This is a genomic window from Rhodococcus rhodnii NBRC 100604, from assembly GCF_001894925.1.
GTDB classification, from domain to species: Bacteria; Actinomycetota; Actinomycetes; order Mycobacteriales; family Mycobacteriaceae; genus Rhodococcus_F; species Rhodococcus_F rhodnii.
In genome coordinates this window covers 54,281-68,877 of sequence record NZ_BCXD01000012.1, presented here as the reverse complement: position 1 = coordinate 68,877, position 14,597 = coordinate 54,281, and the positions used below count along the sequence as shown (strand labels likewise).

General features: G+C 69.2%; 15 protein-coding genes and 1 tRNA gene. 11 read left to right on the top strand and 5 right to left on the bottom strand.

Annotated features, from left to right (window positions below; all coding sequences use genetic code 11):
- Positions 1-40: 40 nt before the first annotated feature.
- Both RR1_RS10830 and RR1_RS10825 read left to right on the top strand, forming a co-directional pair.
- A complete protein-coding gene (locus RR1_RS10830; protein ID WP_040775529.1) occupies positions 41-469 on the top strand; it encodes an HIT family protein in 429 nt (142 codons plus the stop codon).
- A gap of 52 nt (positions 470-521) precedes the next feature.
- A complete protein-coding gene (locus RR1_RS10825) occupies positions 522-1,115 on the top strand; it encodes a methylated-DNA--[protein]-cysteine S-methyltransferase (protein WP_010840264.1) in 594 nt (197 codons plus the stop codon).
- Here the strand turns inward: RR1_RS10825 and RR1_RS10820 are convergent.
- Both RR1_RS10820 and RR1_RS10815 read right to left on the bottom strand, forming a co-directional pair.
- On the bottom strand, positions 1,092-2,510 hold the full coding sequence (locus RR1_RS10820; protein ID WP_040775531.1) for a sensor histidine kinase: 1,419 nt from the start codon (positions 2,508-2,510) through the stop codon (positions 1,092-1,094). The genes RR1_RS10825 and RR1_RS10820 overlap by 24 nt on opposite strands.
- A 2-nt stretch (positions 2,511-2,512) precedes the next feature.
- Positions 2,513-3,223, bottom strand: a complete 711-nt coding sequence (locus RR1_RS10815) for a response regulator transcription factor (RefSeq protein ID WP_040775535.1) — start codon at positions 3,221-3,223, stop codon at positions 2,513-2,515.
- A gap of 120 nt (positions 3,224-3,343) precedes the next feature.
- Here RR1_RS10815 and RR1_RS10810 point away from each other — a divergent pair, with 120 nt between their 5' ends.
- From RR1_RS10810 to RR1_RS10800, 3 genes are all read left to right on the top strand, one after another.
- On the top strand, positions 3,344-4,216 hold the full coding sequence (locus tag RR1_RS10810) for a hypothetical protein (RefSeq protein ID WP_040775538.1): 873 nt from the start codon (positions 3,344-3,346) through the stop codon (positions 4,214-4,216).
- Between the two features lie 475 nt (positions 4,217-4,691).
- Positions 4,692-5,021 (top strand): PadR family transcriptional regulator, encoded by a 330-nt coding sequence (locus RR1_RS10805; RefSeq protein ID WP_010840269.1) that lies wholly within the window; start codon positions 4,692-4,694, stop codon positions 5,019-5,021.
- A 1-nt stretch (position 5,022) separates the two neighbouring features.
- Positions 5,023-5,973: a permease prefix domain 1-containing protein gene (locus tag RR1_RS10800; RefSeq protein WP_010840270.1), complete on the top strand. Its 951-nt coding sequence runs from the start codon at positions 5,023-5,025 to the stop codon at positions 5,971-5,973.
- 11 nt (positions 5,974-5,984) lie between these two features.
- Here RR1_RS10800 and RR1_RS10795 read toward each other — a convergent pair whose 3' ends face one another.
- Positions 5,985-6,878: a LysR family transcriptional regulator gene (locus RR1_RS10795; protein WP_010840271.1), complete on the bottom strand. Its 894-nt coding sequence runs from the start codon at positions 6,876-6,878 to the stop codon at positions 5,985-5,987.
- A gap of 161 nt (positions 6,879-7,039) precedes the next feature.
- Here RR1_RS10795 and RR1_RS10790 point away from each other — a divergent pair, with 161 nt between their 5' ends.
- The 4 genes from RR1_RS10790 to RR1_RS10775 all read left to right on the top strand — a co-directional run bounded on the left by RR1_RS10790 (position 7,040) and on the right by RR1_RS10775 (position 11,003).
- Positions 7,040-8,368 carry an NAD(P)/FAD-dependent oxidoreductase gene (locus RR1_RS10790; RefSeq protein WP_081634272.1) on the top strand — a complete coding sequence of 443 codons (1,329 nt, stop codon included), beginning with the start codon at positions 7,040-7,042 and terminating at the stop codon, positions 8,366-8,368.
- A 45-nt stretch (positions 8,369-8,413) separates the two neighbouring features.
- Positions 8,414-8,872: a hypothetical protein gene (locus tag RR1_RS21940; RefSeq protein WP_040775455.1), complete on the top strand. Its 459-nt coding sequence runs from the start codon at positions 8,414-8,416 to the stop codon at positions 8,870-8,872.
- Between the two features lie 54 nt (positions 8,873-8,926).
- Positions 8,927-9,502, top strand: a complete 576-nt coding sequence (locus tag RR1_RS10780) for a hypothetical protein (RefSeq protein WP_010840276.1) — start codon at positions 8,927-8,929, stop codon at positions 9,500-9,502.
- Positions 9,503-9,563: 61 nt separating this feature from the next.
- The gene (locus RR1_RS10775; protein ID WP_010840277.1) at positions 9,564-11,003 is read left to right on the top strand and encodes a PepSY-associated TM helix domain-containing protein; all 1,440 of its coding nucleotides are present in this window, start codon (positions 9,564-9,566) and stop codon (positions 11,001-11,003) included.
- A 328-nt stretch (positions 11,004-11,331) separates the two neighbouring features.
- On the opposite strand, the gene RR1_RS10770 is transcribed toward RR1_RS10775, so the two are convergent.
- On the bottom strand, positions 11,332-11,691 hold the full coding sequence (locus RR1_RS10770) for a hypothetical protein (protein ID WP_010840278.1): 360 nt from the start codon (positions 11,689-11,691) through the stop codon (positions 11,332-11,334).
- 811 nt (positions 11,692-12,502) lie between these two features.
- Here RR1_RS10770 and RR1_RS23110 point away from each other — a divergent pair.
- Positions 12,503-12,724 carry a tyrosine-type recombinase/integrase gene (locus RR1_RS23110; protein ID WP_040775458.1) on the top strand — a complete coding sequence of 74 codons (222 nt, stop codon included), beginning with the start codon at positions 12,503-12,505 and terminating at the stop codon, positions 12,722-12,724.
- A gap of 75 nt (positions 12,725-12,799) precedes the next feature.
- Here RR1_RS23110 and RR1_RS10755 read toward each other — a convergent pair.
- Positions 12,800-12,871 (bottom strand) — tRNA-Thr (locus RR1_RS10755).
- A gap of 187 nt (positions 12,872-13,058) precedes the next feature.
- Here RR1_RS10755 and RR1_RS10750 point away from each other — a divergent pair.
- Positions 13,059-14,579 (top strand): threonine/serine exporter family protein, encoded by a 1,521-nt coding sequence (locus RR1_RS10750; RefSeq protein WP_010840281.1) that lies wholly within the window; start codon positions 13,059-13,061, stop codon positions 14,577-14,579.
- Positions 14,580-14,597 lie beyond the last annotated feature (18 nt).

Sequence of the window (14,597 nt, the reverse complement as noted above, 5' to 3'; positions counted from 1 at the left end):
GCTCTCCGCCGTGTGGGTTTTCGTGACCTACCCTGACGTCATGGCCTCCGTCTTCAGCAAGATCATCAGCGGCGAGTTTCCGGGTCGGTTCGTGTGGGAGGACGACGACGTCGTCGCCTTCCTCACCATCAATCCCTTCACGCAGGGTCACACCCTCGTCGTCCCGCGTGACGAGGTCGACAACTGGCAGTCGATCGATCCCGCGCTGTGGGCGAAGATCACCTCGGTCGCACAGACGGTCGGGCAGGCCGTCGTCGCCGCCTTCGACGCACCGCGCGCCGGGCTCGTGATCGCGGGCCTCGAGGTCCCGCACCTGCACGTGCACGTCTTTCCCGCGTACGAGCTCGGCAACTTCGACTTCGCGAACGCCGAACGCGACCCGTCGCCGGAGTCGATGGACGACGCCGCCGAGCGCATCAAGGCGGCGCTGCGCGAGCAGGGCGACGGCGAGCACGTGTCGAGCCGCTGACCCGCCGACCTGCCGGACCTCACATCCCGCGGTCGCCCGGCGTCTACCGGTCATGAACGACGCACTCCCCACGATCACGGCATCCGACGCCCGGCTCGCGGCTCTGCACGATCGCCTCGAACAGCGTGCCGACGACGTCGGCGTCCTCGACGTCGCACTCGCGCCGATCGACTCGCCGATCGGGCAACTGCTGCTCGCAGCGACCGAGCGCGGGTTGCTGCGTGTCGTGTTCGACAACGAGGATCACGACGCCGTACTCGCCGGCATCGCCCGCCGGGTGAGCCCGCGGATTCTGCGTGCACCGCGGCGGCTCGATGCGGTGCGCCGGGAACTCGACGAGTACTTCGCGGGCCGGCGCCGCGAGTTCGACGTCCCGCTCGACTTCGCGTTGTCGAGCAGGTTCCGGCGCGAGGTACAGCAGTTGCTGCCGACGATCCGGTACGGCACCACCGCGACCTATGCGCAACTCGCCGCCCGCATCGGCAGTCCCCGCGCCGCACGGGCCGTCGGCTCTGCGTGCGCCACCAACCCGCTGCCCGTCGTGGTGCCGTGCCACCGGGTGCTGCGCACGGACGGGAGCCTCGGCGGTTACCTGGGCGGACTCGACACGAAGACAGCGCTGCTACGGCTCGAGGGCGCTGCCTGACAGGCCTTCGCGCGGCAGCTCGACCCGGAACGTCGCTCCCTCGCCGGCCATCGACTCCACCGAGACCCGGCCGGCGTGCGCGGCGACGAGGGCCGCGACGATCGACAACCCCAGGCCCGATCCACCACTCGCGCGTGTCCGTGACGTGTCCGCGCGATAGAAGCGCTCGAAGACATGGGCCGCATCGTGTTCCGACAGGCCGGGCCCGGTGTCGGAGACCTCGACGAAGACCGAATCCGCTGTCGTCCCCAACCGCACCACGACATCGGCGTCGGCGGGCGTGTGCGCGACGGCGTTGCCGAGCAGATTGCCGACCACCTGCCGCAGCCGCGCATCGTCGCCGACGACCTCGGGTGTGCCGGGACCGTCGAGCACGACGAGCGAGATCGCGCGATCCGGGGCGGTCGCGCGCGCGGCGTGCACGGCGTCGGAACACACCGCGAGCAGGTCGACGGGGCGCCGGTCGAGCGGGCGCTGCGCGTCGAGCCTCGCGAGCACGAGCAGATCCTCGACGAGCAGTCCCATCCGCGACGCCTCGCCCTCGATCCGGCTCATCAGTGCGTCCGTGTCGGGCATCGCTCCCTGACGATAGAGCTCGGCGAACCCGCGGATCGTCGTCAGCGGCGTCCTGAGCTCGTGACTCGCGTCGGCGACGAAACGCCGCATCTTCTCCTCCGAGCGGCGCGCCGCGTCCTCGGACGCCGCGGTGGCCGCGAACGCCTGCTGGATCTGCGCGAGCATCCCGTTGAGCGCGTGGGAGAGCCGGCCGATCTCGGTGCGGCGGTCACGCGCGGGGACCCGCCGATGCAGGTCACCTCCCGCGATCGCGGCCGCCGTGGTCTCGACCTCGCGCAGCGGCCGCAGCGAGCGCCGGACGACGAAATAGGCGGCGACCGCGACGGCGGCCAGGACGCCGAGCCCGATCAGTGCCTGCAGCACGACGAGCCGCTGCACGGTGTCGTCGTTCTCGGCGAGGCTGAGCCCGACCGTGGTCGTCCCGTCGGAGCCGGTCGTGGACAGCACACGCCAGTGCTGATCGCCGTCGTCGGAACCGACTGTCGTCGGCGTGGTCACCGGTGCGTCGGGGAGCGACGGCGTGACGTCGCCGTCGTTGACCTGCCGGAGCACCGTGCCGTCGGGTGCGACCGTGCGGACGAAGAACGAACTGGGCGGTCGCGCCGGCCCGGGCTCACCCGCCAGCTCGCGCGGTGGCGGGCCGAGCGGGCGCGCCCAGCCCTGCGCAGCCTCCTCGAGCTGGGTGTCGACGCGCCGCGTCAGCGAGTTCTCGAGCGCCGACGTCACCGCGACGCCGCTGGCCAGCAAGCCCACGGCGGTGAGCAGCACCACCGCGAGCACGAGACCGAAGCGCAGCGGAAGCGTGCGGACCCCGGGCATCGTCACCGCCGCGGTTCGCGCATCACGTAGCCGACGCCCCGCAGCGTGTGGATGAGCGGCGTCTCGCCGGTGTCCACCTTGCGCCGCAGATAGGACACGTACGACTCGACGACGCCCACCTCGCCGCCGAAGTCGTAGTTCCAGACATGATCGAGGATGCGCGGCTTGCTCAGCACCGTGCCCGCGTTGACCATGAAGTACCGCAGCAGGGTGAACTCGGTCGGCGAGAGCGAGACGGGCTCGCCCGCCTTCCACACCTCATGGGTGTCGTCGTCGAGTTCGAGGTCGGCGAACGTCACGCGCGGCGACGCGACGGCGGCGTCGAGTCGACCCGCACGGCGCAGAATCACCCGCAGCCTGGTGACCACTTCTTCGAGGCTGAAGGGCTTCGTCACATAATCGTCGGCCCCGAGGGTCAACCCCGAGACCTTTTCCTCGACCGAATCCTTGGCGGTGAGAAACAGCACCGGTGCGTCCACACCGTCCGCGCGAAGCCGTTTGAGCAGGCCAAGGCCGTCCATACCCGGCATCATCACGTCGAGCACGAGGGCATCGGGCCGGAACGAGCGCGCGACGTCGAGCCCTTCGGCGCCCGTCGCCGCCGATCGCACCTCGAATCCCTGGAACTTCAGGCTCACGGTGAGCAGCTCGATGATCGTCGGCTCGTCGTCGACGAGCAGGATGCGGGCTTCGGGCGTGGCGTGGTCGGTCACGATCGTCAGTGTGCCGTGGCACGTCACCGGGAAGCTGGGCGTTTCCTGGGAGCTCGCTGTGAGCGTCGACGCTCTCTCCCCACGGCGCCCGAGGCTGTGTCCGGGGTTACAGTGATCACCATGAACCTGGTGTCGCTCATCGCCGCTCCGGTCAAGATCGGTCTCGCCGTCACCGACGCCTCCATCGGCGTCGCGCAGGTCGCACTGGGCAGTGCCCGCTCCGCCGTGTCGAGCACGGCGATCGTCACCGAGAGCGTCTCGGGACTGTCGAACACCGGCGCTCCGCTGCAGATGCTCTACCAGATCTCCAGTCTCACGGCGAACGACCGCCCCCTCGGCCAGGCGCTGGCGCCGGGTGGCCCACTCGACCGGCTGCTCGAGGCCGGCGGTCCCGTCGACCGTCTCACGCGCCAGGGCGGCACCCTCGATCGGCTGCTCGAAGAAGGCGGGCCGGTGGATCGGCTGCTCCAGAAGGGCGGACCGCTCGACCGCGTCCTCGCCGACGACGGCGCGCTCGAACGCGTCCTCAGCGAAGGCGGACCGCTCGACCGGTTGCTCGCGCCCGGCGGGCTGCTCGATCGCCTCACTGCCGAGGACGGCCCGCTCGAACGCCTCACAGCCGACGACGGCGCCGTCGAACGGCTCACCGCGAAGGGCGGCGTCATCGACCGCGCGCTCGCCCAGAACGGCATCCTCGAGACGCTGCTCGCCGAGAACGGCGCGTTCGAGCGCCTCATCGCGGAGGGCGGGCCGCTCGATCAGATCGTGTCGCTGTCGCAGACGCTGACCTCGCTGGCGCCGAACCTCGAGCGCATGAGCGACAGCGTCGAACTGCTGCAGGACACCGTCGCGATCCTCGGCGCGGCCGTCGGGCCGCTCGGCGAACTCGCCGGCAAACTCCCCAACCGCTGGCTGCGCGGCAACCGCCCGCCCGGCGACCGCACGTCGCTACCCGTCGCATCGACGGAAGCCCGCTCGGCGCGCGGCGTCTGACACACCCTCACCCCGACTCGTCGCCGAGTACGGCGTCCAGGTTCGGGGTTCGTACGGTGTAGCGGGTGATTCCCCACCGCTCGCGGTGGCGGACGAGACCTGCACGAATTTCGTCGACGGTGCCGATCCATGCGAACGGCGCGCCGAGCAGGTGCGCCGGGTCGGTTCCGAACTCCGCCGCCAGCCGCGCGGCCTCTTTCTCTGCCTCGTCGGCGACCGGAGCGGTCCGGTCGAGCAGCGCCCGAAAGCCGTTGCCCTCGACGTGTTTCGCGAAACCGAGCCCCCCCCGGACGGGTGTCCGGCCGGTCGAGCACGGAGATGTCGTCGGCGGTGATCATGGCGGCGATCGCGCTCCGATCGACGGGCTCCGTCGTCCGGTTTCACTCTCGGCGTGTCGGAGGGCGCGACAGTGTTGTGCGTCGTACATGAAGATCGTGGTTGACAATAGTGTGCGTCGCACATCATTATGAGACGCATGGACGATGTGACGGCAGGACACCTGCAGGAGTTGCGCCGCGGAACGGTGGTGATGGCGGCGCTGACCGCATTGAAGACGCCGGGCTACGGCTATGCCCTGCTCGGAACCCTCGACGACGCCGGAATCACCGTCGACGGCAACACGCTCTATCCCCTGCTGCGCCGCCTCGAGCGACAGGGACTGCTCGACAGCGAGTGGAACACCGACGAATCGCGGCCCAGGAAGTTCTACCGGACCAGCGAAGCCGGAATTCACTTGGCAGACGCACTGATCGACGAATGGCGCCGGCTCGATGCGAGCCTCACAGAACTGACGGAGGAACACTGACATGAGTACCCTCACCGATCGCTACGTCTACGCCGCGACGCGGTTCGTCGCCGACAAGGACGAGCGCCAGAACCTCGATCGCGAACTGCGCGAACGCATCACGGACACGGCCGAGGACCTGCAGTCCTCGGGTCTTGCGGCGGACGACGCCGAGCAGCGCGCCCTGCAGACCCTCGGCGACCCGCTCCAGGTCGCGGCGACCTACCGTGGCACCCCGATGCATCTCGTCGGGCCACGCTTCTACTTCCTGTGGCAGCGGACGACCGTGATCGCGCTCGCGATCATCCTGCCGATCCTCGCGGCGGTGGACGCGCTGGGACGGATCAGCGACGGCGCCGGAGTCGGGCCCGTCGCCGCCGGCGCCGTGGTGACGGCCCTGACCGGTGCCGTCCACACGATCTTCTGGACGACCGCCGTCTTCGCGATCGTCGAGCGCCTCGCCCCGCAGGCCGCGGACAGCATGCGCTGGACACCCGAGCAACTCCCCGAACTCCCGACGAGCGCCTCACCGCACCGAATCGGCGACACCGTGGCCGGCCTGCTCTTCCTCGGCCTCTTCGCGGCGCTGCTCGTGTGGCAGCACTTCGGCTCGCCGATCTTCGACGGCGGCGAGCGCATCCCGATTCTGGATCCGGAACTGTGGAACACGCTGCTGCCGTTCGTGTTCGGCCTGATCGTCGTCGAGATGGCGCAGACGGTCTGGGTGTTCCGGGCCGGCTACACCCGCGCGACCGCGGTGCTCAACGCGGTGGTGTGCCTCGGGTGGGTGGGCATCGGCGTCTGGCTGTTCACGTCGGACACACTGTTCAACCCGCAGTTCGTCGAACACCTCGGCTGGTCCGGCGCGACGCTCACCGCCACCTGGGTCGCCGTGATCGTCGTCGCGATCTCGGTGTGGGATGCGGTCGACGGCTTCGTCAAGGCCTCGCGACGCACCCGCCCGGCCGCCTGAGTTCCCGGGCGTCACTCACCGCCCTCGGTGTCGACGATCGAACGCCGCAACGCGTCGATCACGACTCCGAGGGCGGGACTCGGTGTGACGCCACTGCGCACGACGCCGCTCACCGGCACCCGGAGCCTGCCCTTCACCTCCCGCATGAAGTGCAGGCCGGTACGGCGGTTCTCCTCCGCGGTGCTGGGATACAGCACGGTCCACGCGCGCGGGTTGCCGATCACCTCGAGGGTTGCGGTGTGATCGCGAGCGATCGCCGGGCCGAGTTGCACCCGTCGGCCCACTTCACGGAAGGCGTCGTCGACGATGTGGTGCAGCAGGACCTGATTGCCCCGCGGCGGCAGCAGCAGCGGGTAGGGCGCGAGTTCGCCCAACTCGACGGTCGAGAACGCCGAGAGCGGGTGCTCCCGGGACGTCACGATCACGAGGTCCTCGATGCCGAGGGGGACCGTTTCGAGACCGGGACGGACCGCCGTGCCGCGGATCAATGCGATGTCGGCGTCGGCGGACGCCACCGCGTCGACACGATCGGCGAAGCTCTTGATGACGAACTCGACGTCGAGTTCGCGGTGCTGCTCACGGACGCGCGCGATCGCGTCGAGAGCCTGGGCGCCGAAGCTCATGTTCGCCGCGATCCGGATCCGGTTGCGAGGTTCGCGCGCGACGGCGTACGCCTGCGCTTCGAGGGCGAGGACCTGCTGAGCGATCGGGGTGAGTCGCGACCCGGCCGAGGTCAGCCGCACGACTCGCGTCGAGCGCTCGAACAGTTTGGTTCCCAGGTCCCGTTCGAGGTTGGTCACCTGATGACTGATGGCCGACTGCGAGATGAAGCAGCGCTCGGCCGCCTTGCTGAAGCTCAACTCCTCGCTGACGGCGAGGAAGTATCTGAGCTGCCGGAAGTCCACGCACCCACCTCCACTTATGAGCGATACCGATAAGAGAATAATGGATTACGCCCTCCATTAGCAGGAACATCCTCGCGCTCTCTACGTTGTTCCTCATATGCGCAGTCGTGACCCGGCCGCGCCACGTGCTGGATCGGAGGGATTTCGTGGGTAACGCCGAGATGGAGCAGACCGCACCTGTGGACACCACGGACGTCGTCATCGTGGGATCGGGCTTCGGAGCCCTCGCGACGGCGAAGAAGCTCGGCAAGGCGGGCGTTCCGTTCGTCCTGATCTCCGACACCACCGAGCACCTCTTCCAGCCGCTGCTCTACCAGGTCGCCACCGGCATTCTCTCCGCGGCCGAGATCGCTCCGCCCACCCGGTCGATCCTCGCGAAGTACGACAGCGCCGACGTCCGCCTCGGCCGCGTCGTCGACGTCCGTCCCGAGACGCGTGAGGTCGACTACGTCGCCGACGGCGCCGTCCGCACGATCGGCTACAAGTCGCTCGTCGCCGCGACCGGCGCCCGCCAGTCGTACTTCGGCAACGATCATTTCGCGAAGGTCACCTTCGCCCTCAAGACGGTCGACGACGCCGAGAACCTGCGCCGCCAGATCCTCCGCTGCTTCGAGCAGGCCGACACCACGCTCGACGCCGATCGTCGCAAGGAGCTGCTCAGCTTCGTCGTCGTGGGCGCGGGCCCGACCGGCGTCGAGCTCGCGGGCCAGATCCGCGAACTCGCGCAGCGGTACGTCGATCAGGCGTTCCATCGCATCGACGCCGACGACGTCAGCGTCAAGCTGATCGAGGGCGCCGACAAGGTGCTGCCCCCGTTCGGCGGGAAGCTCAGCGAATACTCCAAGAACGCCCTCGAGAAGAACGGCGTCGAGGTCGTCCTCGACACCTTCGTCACCGACATCGACGATCACGGCGTCACCGTGAAGTCGAAGACCGACGGCGAGAAGCACATCACCGCCGAGACCGTCATCTGGTCCGCTGGCGTCCAGGCGAACGACTTCGCGGGCGTGCTCGCCGAGCGCACCGGATGCGCGACCGACCGCGCCGGGCGTCTGCTCGTCAATCCCGATCTCACCGTCGGGGGGTTCGCCGACGTCTTCGCGATCGGTGACATGACGAACCTCGACAACCTGCCCGGCCAGTCGCCCGTCGCGATGCAGGAGGGGCGCTTCGTCGCCAAGACCATCCTCGGAAAGATCCAGCGCGGCACCGCCTTCGAGTACTTCGACAAGGGTTCGATGGCGATCGTCAACCGTTTCCGGGCGATCACCAAGGTCCGGAGCATCGAACTCACCGGCATCATCGCGTGGCTCACGTGGCTCGCCGTCCACGTCTACTACGTCGTCGGCTTCCGCAACCGCGCCGTCACGATCCTCTCGTGGTTCGAGTCCTTCCTCGGCCACCAGCGACCGCACTTCCACATGCAGCAGGACGAAACCCCGCTGCACCTGCGGTCGCAGGAAGACGAGAGTCGTCCCGAAGCGGCGTAGCGAAACCCACCCGCACCGTCTGGCGCCGCCCGTAGAGTCCCGATCATGGGACGTCACGGGCGGCGCCGTCGTGTCGCTGTTCTCCTCATCGGAATCGTCGCGGCGATCGGGCCGATCGCCGGGTGTTCGGGCGACTCGGACACACCCGCCGAGACGACCACGCCGAGTGCGACCACGACGGCCCCGCCGACGACCACCACCGCACCCGAGACGACCACCGCTCCCCCGGTGACGAGCGAGGTCGCGACCGAGCCCGCTCCGACGCCGCAGGCCGCCGAACCCACGATCGTGGGCTGCCAGATGGGACTCGGCCCGATCGAGACCTACTGGTCGGACGGCACCGTCACGGGCTACAGCGACTACTGCCAGTCGGTGCACGATGAGAACCTGCAGGGCGAGGCCGAAGCGAACACCCCGGTGTGCGACGGCACGGTGTGCACCTTCCCGAACGGTGCGACAGTGCCCGACCGGAACGCCGACGCACCGGTCGTGCCGGCTCCGTAGAGCCTGCTACACCGCAGGTCGAGGGGATCTGCGCGCGGCTGTATCGTGTCGCGCATGCAGCCGCCGCCGATCGCCGCCCGGGTGCGCGGCGGCGCCGTGGGTGCACTCTCGGGGGCGGTCGGTATCGCCGCACACGGTGCGGCGGGCGGTGGTGAACCGCCGAACCAGAGCGCCGTCACCCTCCTGCTCGCGGTGTGCGCCGGGATCGGGACGCTCGTCGCGGCGTTTCCCGTCGCGCGTCACCGCGTCCCCTTTCTCGTGTCGGCGCTCGCGAGCGGTCAGCTGCTCGCTCACGGTGCGCTGAGCCTCGTCGGCCACGGCGGTCACGGCGGTCACGGGGCGTCCGGCACCGGCGCGGCGATGCTCGGCGCCCACCTCGCCGCGATCGCGGTGTGCACGATCGTCGTGCTCGCCGCCGAGAACGCCGCCGCCGCCCTGGCATCACGGGTCCGGCGCCTGGTGCACGCCGTCGTCGGAGTTCTCTCCTCCCCCACGCCGCTGTGGGTCGTCGCGCCCGCGACGGAAGGTGGCGTCCATCGTCGGCGGCTCCTCGCCGACGCGATCACGACGCGCGGTCCCCCTCGATTCGTGCCGAGCGCCTTCCCGCTCGGCATCTCCTCACTTCACTGACAGCGCACGGGCGACGAGCTCGCGCGCCGTCCCCACCTGTCTTCACGAATCGAGTACACCCGTGTCTCTTTCGCATGTCTCCATCCCGGACGCCGGCGCATCACCGCCGCCCGGGCCCCCGACACCACCCCGCACCGCCCGGCCCTTCTTCCTGCGCCTGCACTTCTACGCGGGCATTCTCATCGCGCCGTTCCTGCTGATCGCGACGATCAGCGGCGGCCTGTACGCGGTCGCCCCGACCCTCGAGCAGATCGTCTACCGCGACTACCTCCAAGTCGACACACCCGGCGATCCACGTCCCGTGTCGGAGCAGATCGCCGCGGCGGCGGCCGAACGGCCCGATCTCACGGTTTCGGCCGTGCAGCCGGCCGCCGAGCCCGGCGACACGACCCGCGTGCTGTTCGACGACCCGTCGCTCGGCGACTCCGAGCGCCTGTCGGTGTTCGTCGATCCGGCCACCGCGCAGCCGATCGGCGAACTCACCGTGTACGGGAGCAGCGGCGCGCTTCCCCTCCGCACCTGGATCAGCGAGTTGCACCGGCACCTGCATCTCGGCGAACCGGGCCGCATCTACAGCGAACTCGCGGCGTCGTGGCTGTGGCTCGTCGCGCTCGGCGGGCTGTACCTGTGGTTCGACCGTCGTCGGCGCTCGCCGAAGAAGACCTCGATTCTCGCCGTCGACCGCACCACGAAGGGCCGCAACCGCACCGTCGAATGGCACGGCGTCGTGGGCCTCTGGATCGCGACCGGCCTGCTGTTCCTGTCCGCGACCGGTCTGATGTGGTCGGCCTACGCCGGCGCGAACGTCGCCGAGGTGCGCTCGGCACTGTCGTGGCAGACCCCGACCGTGGCGACAGCGCTCGGCGGCGCGGGCAGCGCCGCCGACGAGCACGCCGGGCACGGAAGTCACGGCGGCGCCGCGACGTCCACCGGAACGCCCCGCGTCGACGAGGTCGACACCGCGCTCGCCTCGGCACGCGGCGCAGGCGTCGACGGGCCGGTGGAGGTGAGCATCCCGTCCGACGACGCGACGGCGTTCACCGTCGCCGAGATCCGCAGGCCGTGGGTGATGTCGAACGACTCGGTCGCGGTCGACGGCGCGACCGGCCAGATCACCGACGCGTCGTGGTTCGCCGACTGGCCGCTCCCGGCGAAGCTCACGGCGTGGGGCATCCAGCTGCACATGGGCATGCTGTTCGGGATCGTGAATCAGCTCGTCCTGCTCGCGCTCGCAGTCGCGCTCGCGACGGTGATCGTCCGTGGCTACGTCCTGTGGTGGCGGCGGCGCCCGACGAGGGGCGACCGGATCGTCGGGCGCGCACCGGCCCGAGGTGCGGTGCGACGGCTGCATCCCGCGGCAGTCGTCGGGTTGGTGATCGGCGCGATCGCCATCGGCTGGTTCGTGCCGCTGCTCGGCATCAGCCTCGTCGTGTTCCTCGTCGTCGACGCCGCCGTCGGGCTGTACCGCCGCAGGACCGCCGGCGGCACCCACGTGAGCTGACACGAGAAACGACGAGGGGCCTCGCTTCCGGTCGGGAAGCGAGGCCCCTCGCTGTCGCCGGAGCCCCCTGTCGGGATCGAACCGTACTCGCGGCCCTGGCCAGAGGGAAAGATTCGGCCTCACCTGCTGATTCAGGTCTCGCGCGAAGTCGGTCACCCAGACCCGGTCGGGTTCCTGCGCGCTGAACTGGCGGCTGAGCAGATCTCGCGCCCGGACGCCGTCCGCGGAACGAATCGTGGTTTGTGCTCATCCCTCCTGACTCAGAAGGAAGCGGCATCGAACCCAGGTGATTCAGGGCGATCCCGCTAGCCGATCCTCGATCGGCCGACTACTGACCGAACGTGAAGCGCAGATTCGCGTTGATGAGTTCATTCACTCGCTTGCGCATGCGGACGGTCGTTTCCCTGTCCGGGACTGGTTCATCGACGATCAATGTCCAGCACAGAGTAGCGCTGCCGCGTGGTGGGCCCGTGATGTCGAAGCGGATCCGGGCATCCGGGCGCCACGGCCAGATCGACGTCCAGACGACGAGGTTCGGTTCCACCACTTCGGCGATCGTGGGACGTTGTTCGTCGTTGTGCAGGATCAGCCACGGACGAACGGGGTCACGCTCAGGGTTGGTGAGGGCTTCGAAGACAAAGCGAGGCGGTGGTGGTTGGGTGCGACGCCGGCTGGCAATCTCGGGCACACCCGAACCATATCCATGCTTCTCGGATTCCGTTCACCGATCCTCGAACGGTGACGGACCCGAACCACGCAACGCGGGTCCCAGGATCTCGCCGTAGCGCCGCGCTGCGGTGCCTGAGTTCAAAGCTCACCTGATCAATTGTCCACCGCGACGCCCGGACTCGGGGCTCTGGCGGGGGGCTCGCTGATCGGCAATCCCGTACTGCGTGTTCGTTCCGAGCTGCTGGCTCGAGTTCTCCACGGCATTCGCGGCTTGGGCAGGGAGTGAAACCACTACCGTTGCGCCGTGGCGTGGTTGCTGTTTCTTGCCCTCGGAGTCGTGGTATTGGTCGCGCGTGTGGTCTTGCCGAGGCGCGCACGACTCGAGCGGAACCCTGGGTTTCCTTGGTTCTGGGTGGCCTTTCCCGTTACGTGCCTCGCGGCCGTCGCGGCGGTGGGTGCTTTCACTGCCTGGCCCCATGCAGTGAGCGGAATGAGGAGTTTCTGGTGGGATCTGTCCACCCCGGACAACGCGCAGGGAATGCAATTCCTGTCGAGTGAGCAGTACCACCGGCTTGTCACGATGGAGAGGGTGAGGCAGGTGCTCCCCGTAGTAGCGGTAGCGGGGATCGTCTGGTGCGTCTGGACGTGGCGTCGAGGACGCGTGTGAGACAGACCCGTCTCCGGCACGGCGCGTTGCGACCCATTCCGTGTCGCAGTCCCGGCAATCCCGGTCTCGGATAGAGGAACCCGCAGGCCGGAGGCACAGACAGGTGACACCGAGCAGTGGAAACGACACCACGTCGGGACCGCGAAAGTGGCCGGTCGGCCAGGTGGAGAGCGTCGGCCTCGACCGCATTCGGCTGCACGACGCACGGCACACGTGCGGGACGATGATGCACATGCAGGCGGTGCCGATCGTCGTCGTCGCGGCGTGGCTCGGACACTCCGATCCGGCGTTCACCATGAGGACGTACGTGCACTCGCAGAACGAGGCCCTGACCACCACTGCCGCGAGTGTGCAGCGAGTTGTGACAATCCGTGACAATCCGTGACAATCCGGCGTCCGGAGAGAGCTGACAGAGAAGGCCGCTACCGAGATTCGTGCTGGTAGCGGCCTTCTCGTTCCGAGCCCCCTGTCGGGATTGAACCGACGACCTTTCGCTTACAAGGCGAGTGCTCTACCACTGAGCTAAGGAGGCGTGCGGAGCCATCATAATCGAGCGTCGTCACCACCCCGACGACCGCCGTCGCGGCGGCCGGGAGGACACCGGTACGCGACCTGTTCGCGGTGCCCTACCGTAGAGGCATGGTCGTTTCCGGTCCCCCCGATTTCCGGGTGCGCTCGCAGCGGACGAGGCCCCGCTCGTACACGGCTCGCCGCGCCGTATGACGACTCTCGCCCAGTTCTTCGACCGGTTGACCGGCGACCGGCGCGCGACGATCGACACGGTCACGTCCGCGCCGGCTCCGCTGCAGCCGATCGACCTGACCGACGACCCCCGCGTCACCGAGGTGCTCGACCTCGCGGTGCGTGTCGGCGAGGTGTATCTCGCGTCGGGTACGGCCGCGATGGACACCGCCGAACAGGTGTCGTTCGTCGCCGCGACGTACGGTCTCGCGCAGACCGACGTCGACGTCACGTACAACTCGATCCGGCTGTCGGCCTATCGCGGCCCGACGCTGCCGCCCGCGTCGACGATGCGCACCGTCCACTACCGCTCGATGGACTTCACGCGACTGTCGGCCGTGGACAGGCTCACCCGGCGGATCCGTCGCGAGATGATCACGCCGAAGGAAGCGCACGAAGCGCTCACCGAGATCACGACGGCCCCGCACCCCTATCACCGGTGGATCGCGACGTTCGCGTGGTCGGCGATGGCGGCGTCGGTGTCGATCCTGCTCGGCGGCGATCTCCTCGTCGCCTCGGTCGCCTTCCTCACGACGGCGGTCATCGACCGGACGAACCGTGTCCTCAACCGCTGGGGTCTGCCCTTCTTCTTCCAGCAGGTGATGGGCGGCATCATCGCCGCGGCTCCCGCGGCGACCCTCTACACCTTCCAGGACCAGCTCGGCATCGAGATCAGACCGTCGCAGATCATCGCGGCGGGCGTCATCGTGCTGTTGTCGGGGCTGTCGCTCGTGGGTTCCGTCGAGGACGCGATCACGGGGGCCCCGGTGACGGCCGCCGCGAGATTCTTCGAGCTCGTCATGATGACGGGCGGCATCATCGCGGGTGTCGCGATCTCGCTGCGGATCATGGGGATGTTCGGTTCGACGCTGCCGCCGACGAACGTCGAGGTCGTCGGCCTGGCCCGGCTGCCGATCATGGTCGCCGCCGGTGCGTTCACCGCGCTCTTCTACGCCCTGGCGTGTTACGTCGAACGCCGCGCCCTGAGCGTGGCGTGGCTGGGCGGCGCACTCGGCGCACTCGTCTACTCCGTCGCCATCACGCTCGCCGCGGGTCCGGTGTTCGCGTCGGCGATGGCGGCGACGGTCGTCGGCCTCGTCGGCGGTCTGCTCGCGCGCCGCGCGCTGACCCCGCCGCTCATCGTCGCGGTCGCCGGCATCACGCCGCTGCTCCCGGGCCTGTCGCTGTATCGCGGGCTCTACGCGCTGCTGGACGACGAAGTCGTGGTGGGCCTGACCTCGATGCTCGCGGCGTTCGGTATGGGCTGCGCGCTCGCGGCCGGTGTCACCTTCGGCGAGTGGATCGCCCGCACGCTGCGTCGGCCGCGGATTCTGCGCCGCGTCGACGATCTGCGCCGACCCGTCCTCATCCGCCGCCGCAAGCCCACCGTCGTGCGCGAACCACGCTCGCGGCGCACCCGCGGCTCCGGTGCGACGCCGAAGGGCGAGGGCGATTCCTCGGCTGCCGCGCTCGATGCCGCACCCGATCCCGGCCCCTGAACGGGGCACGAACGAACG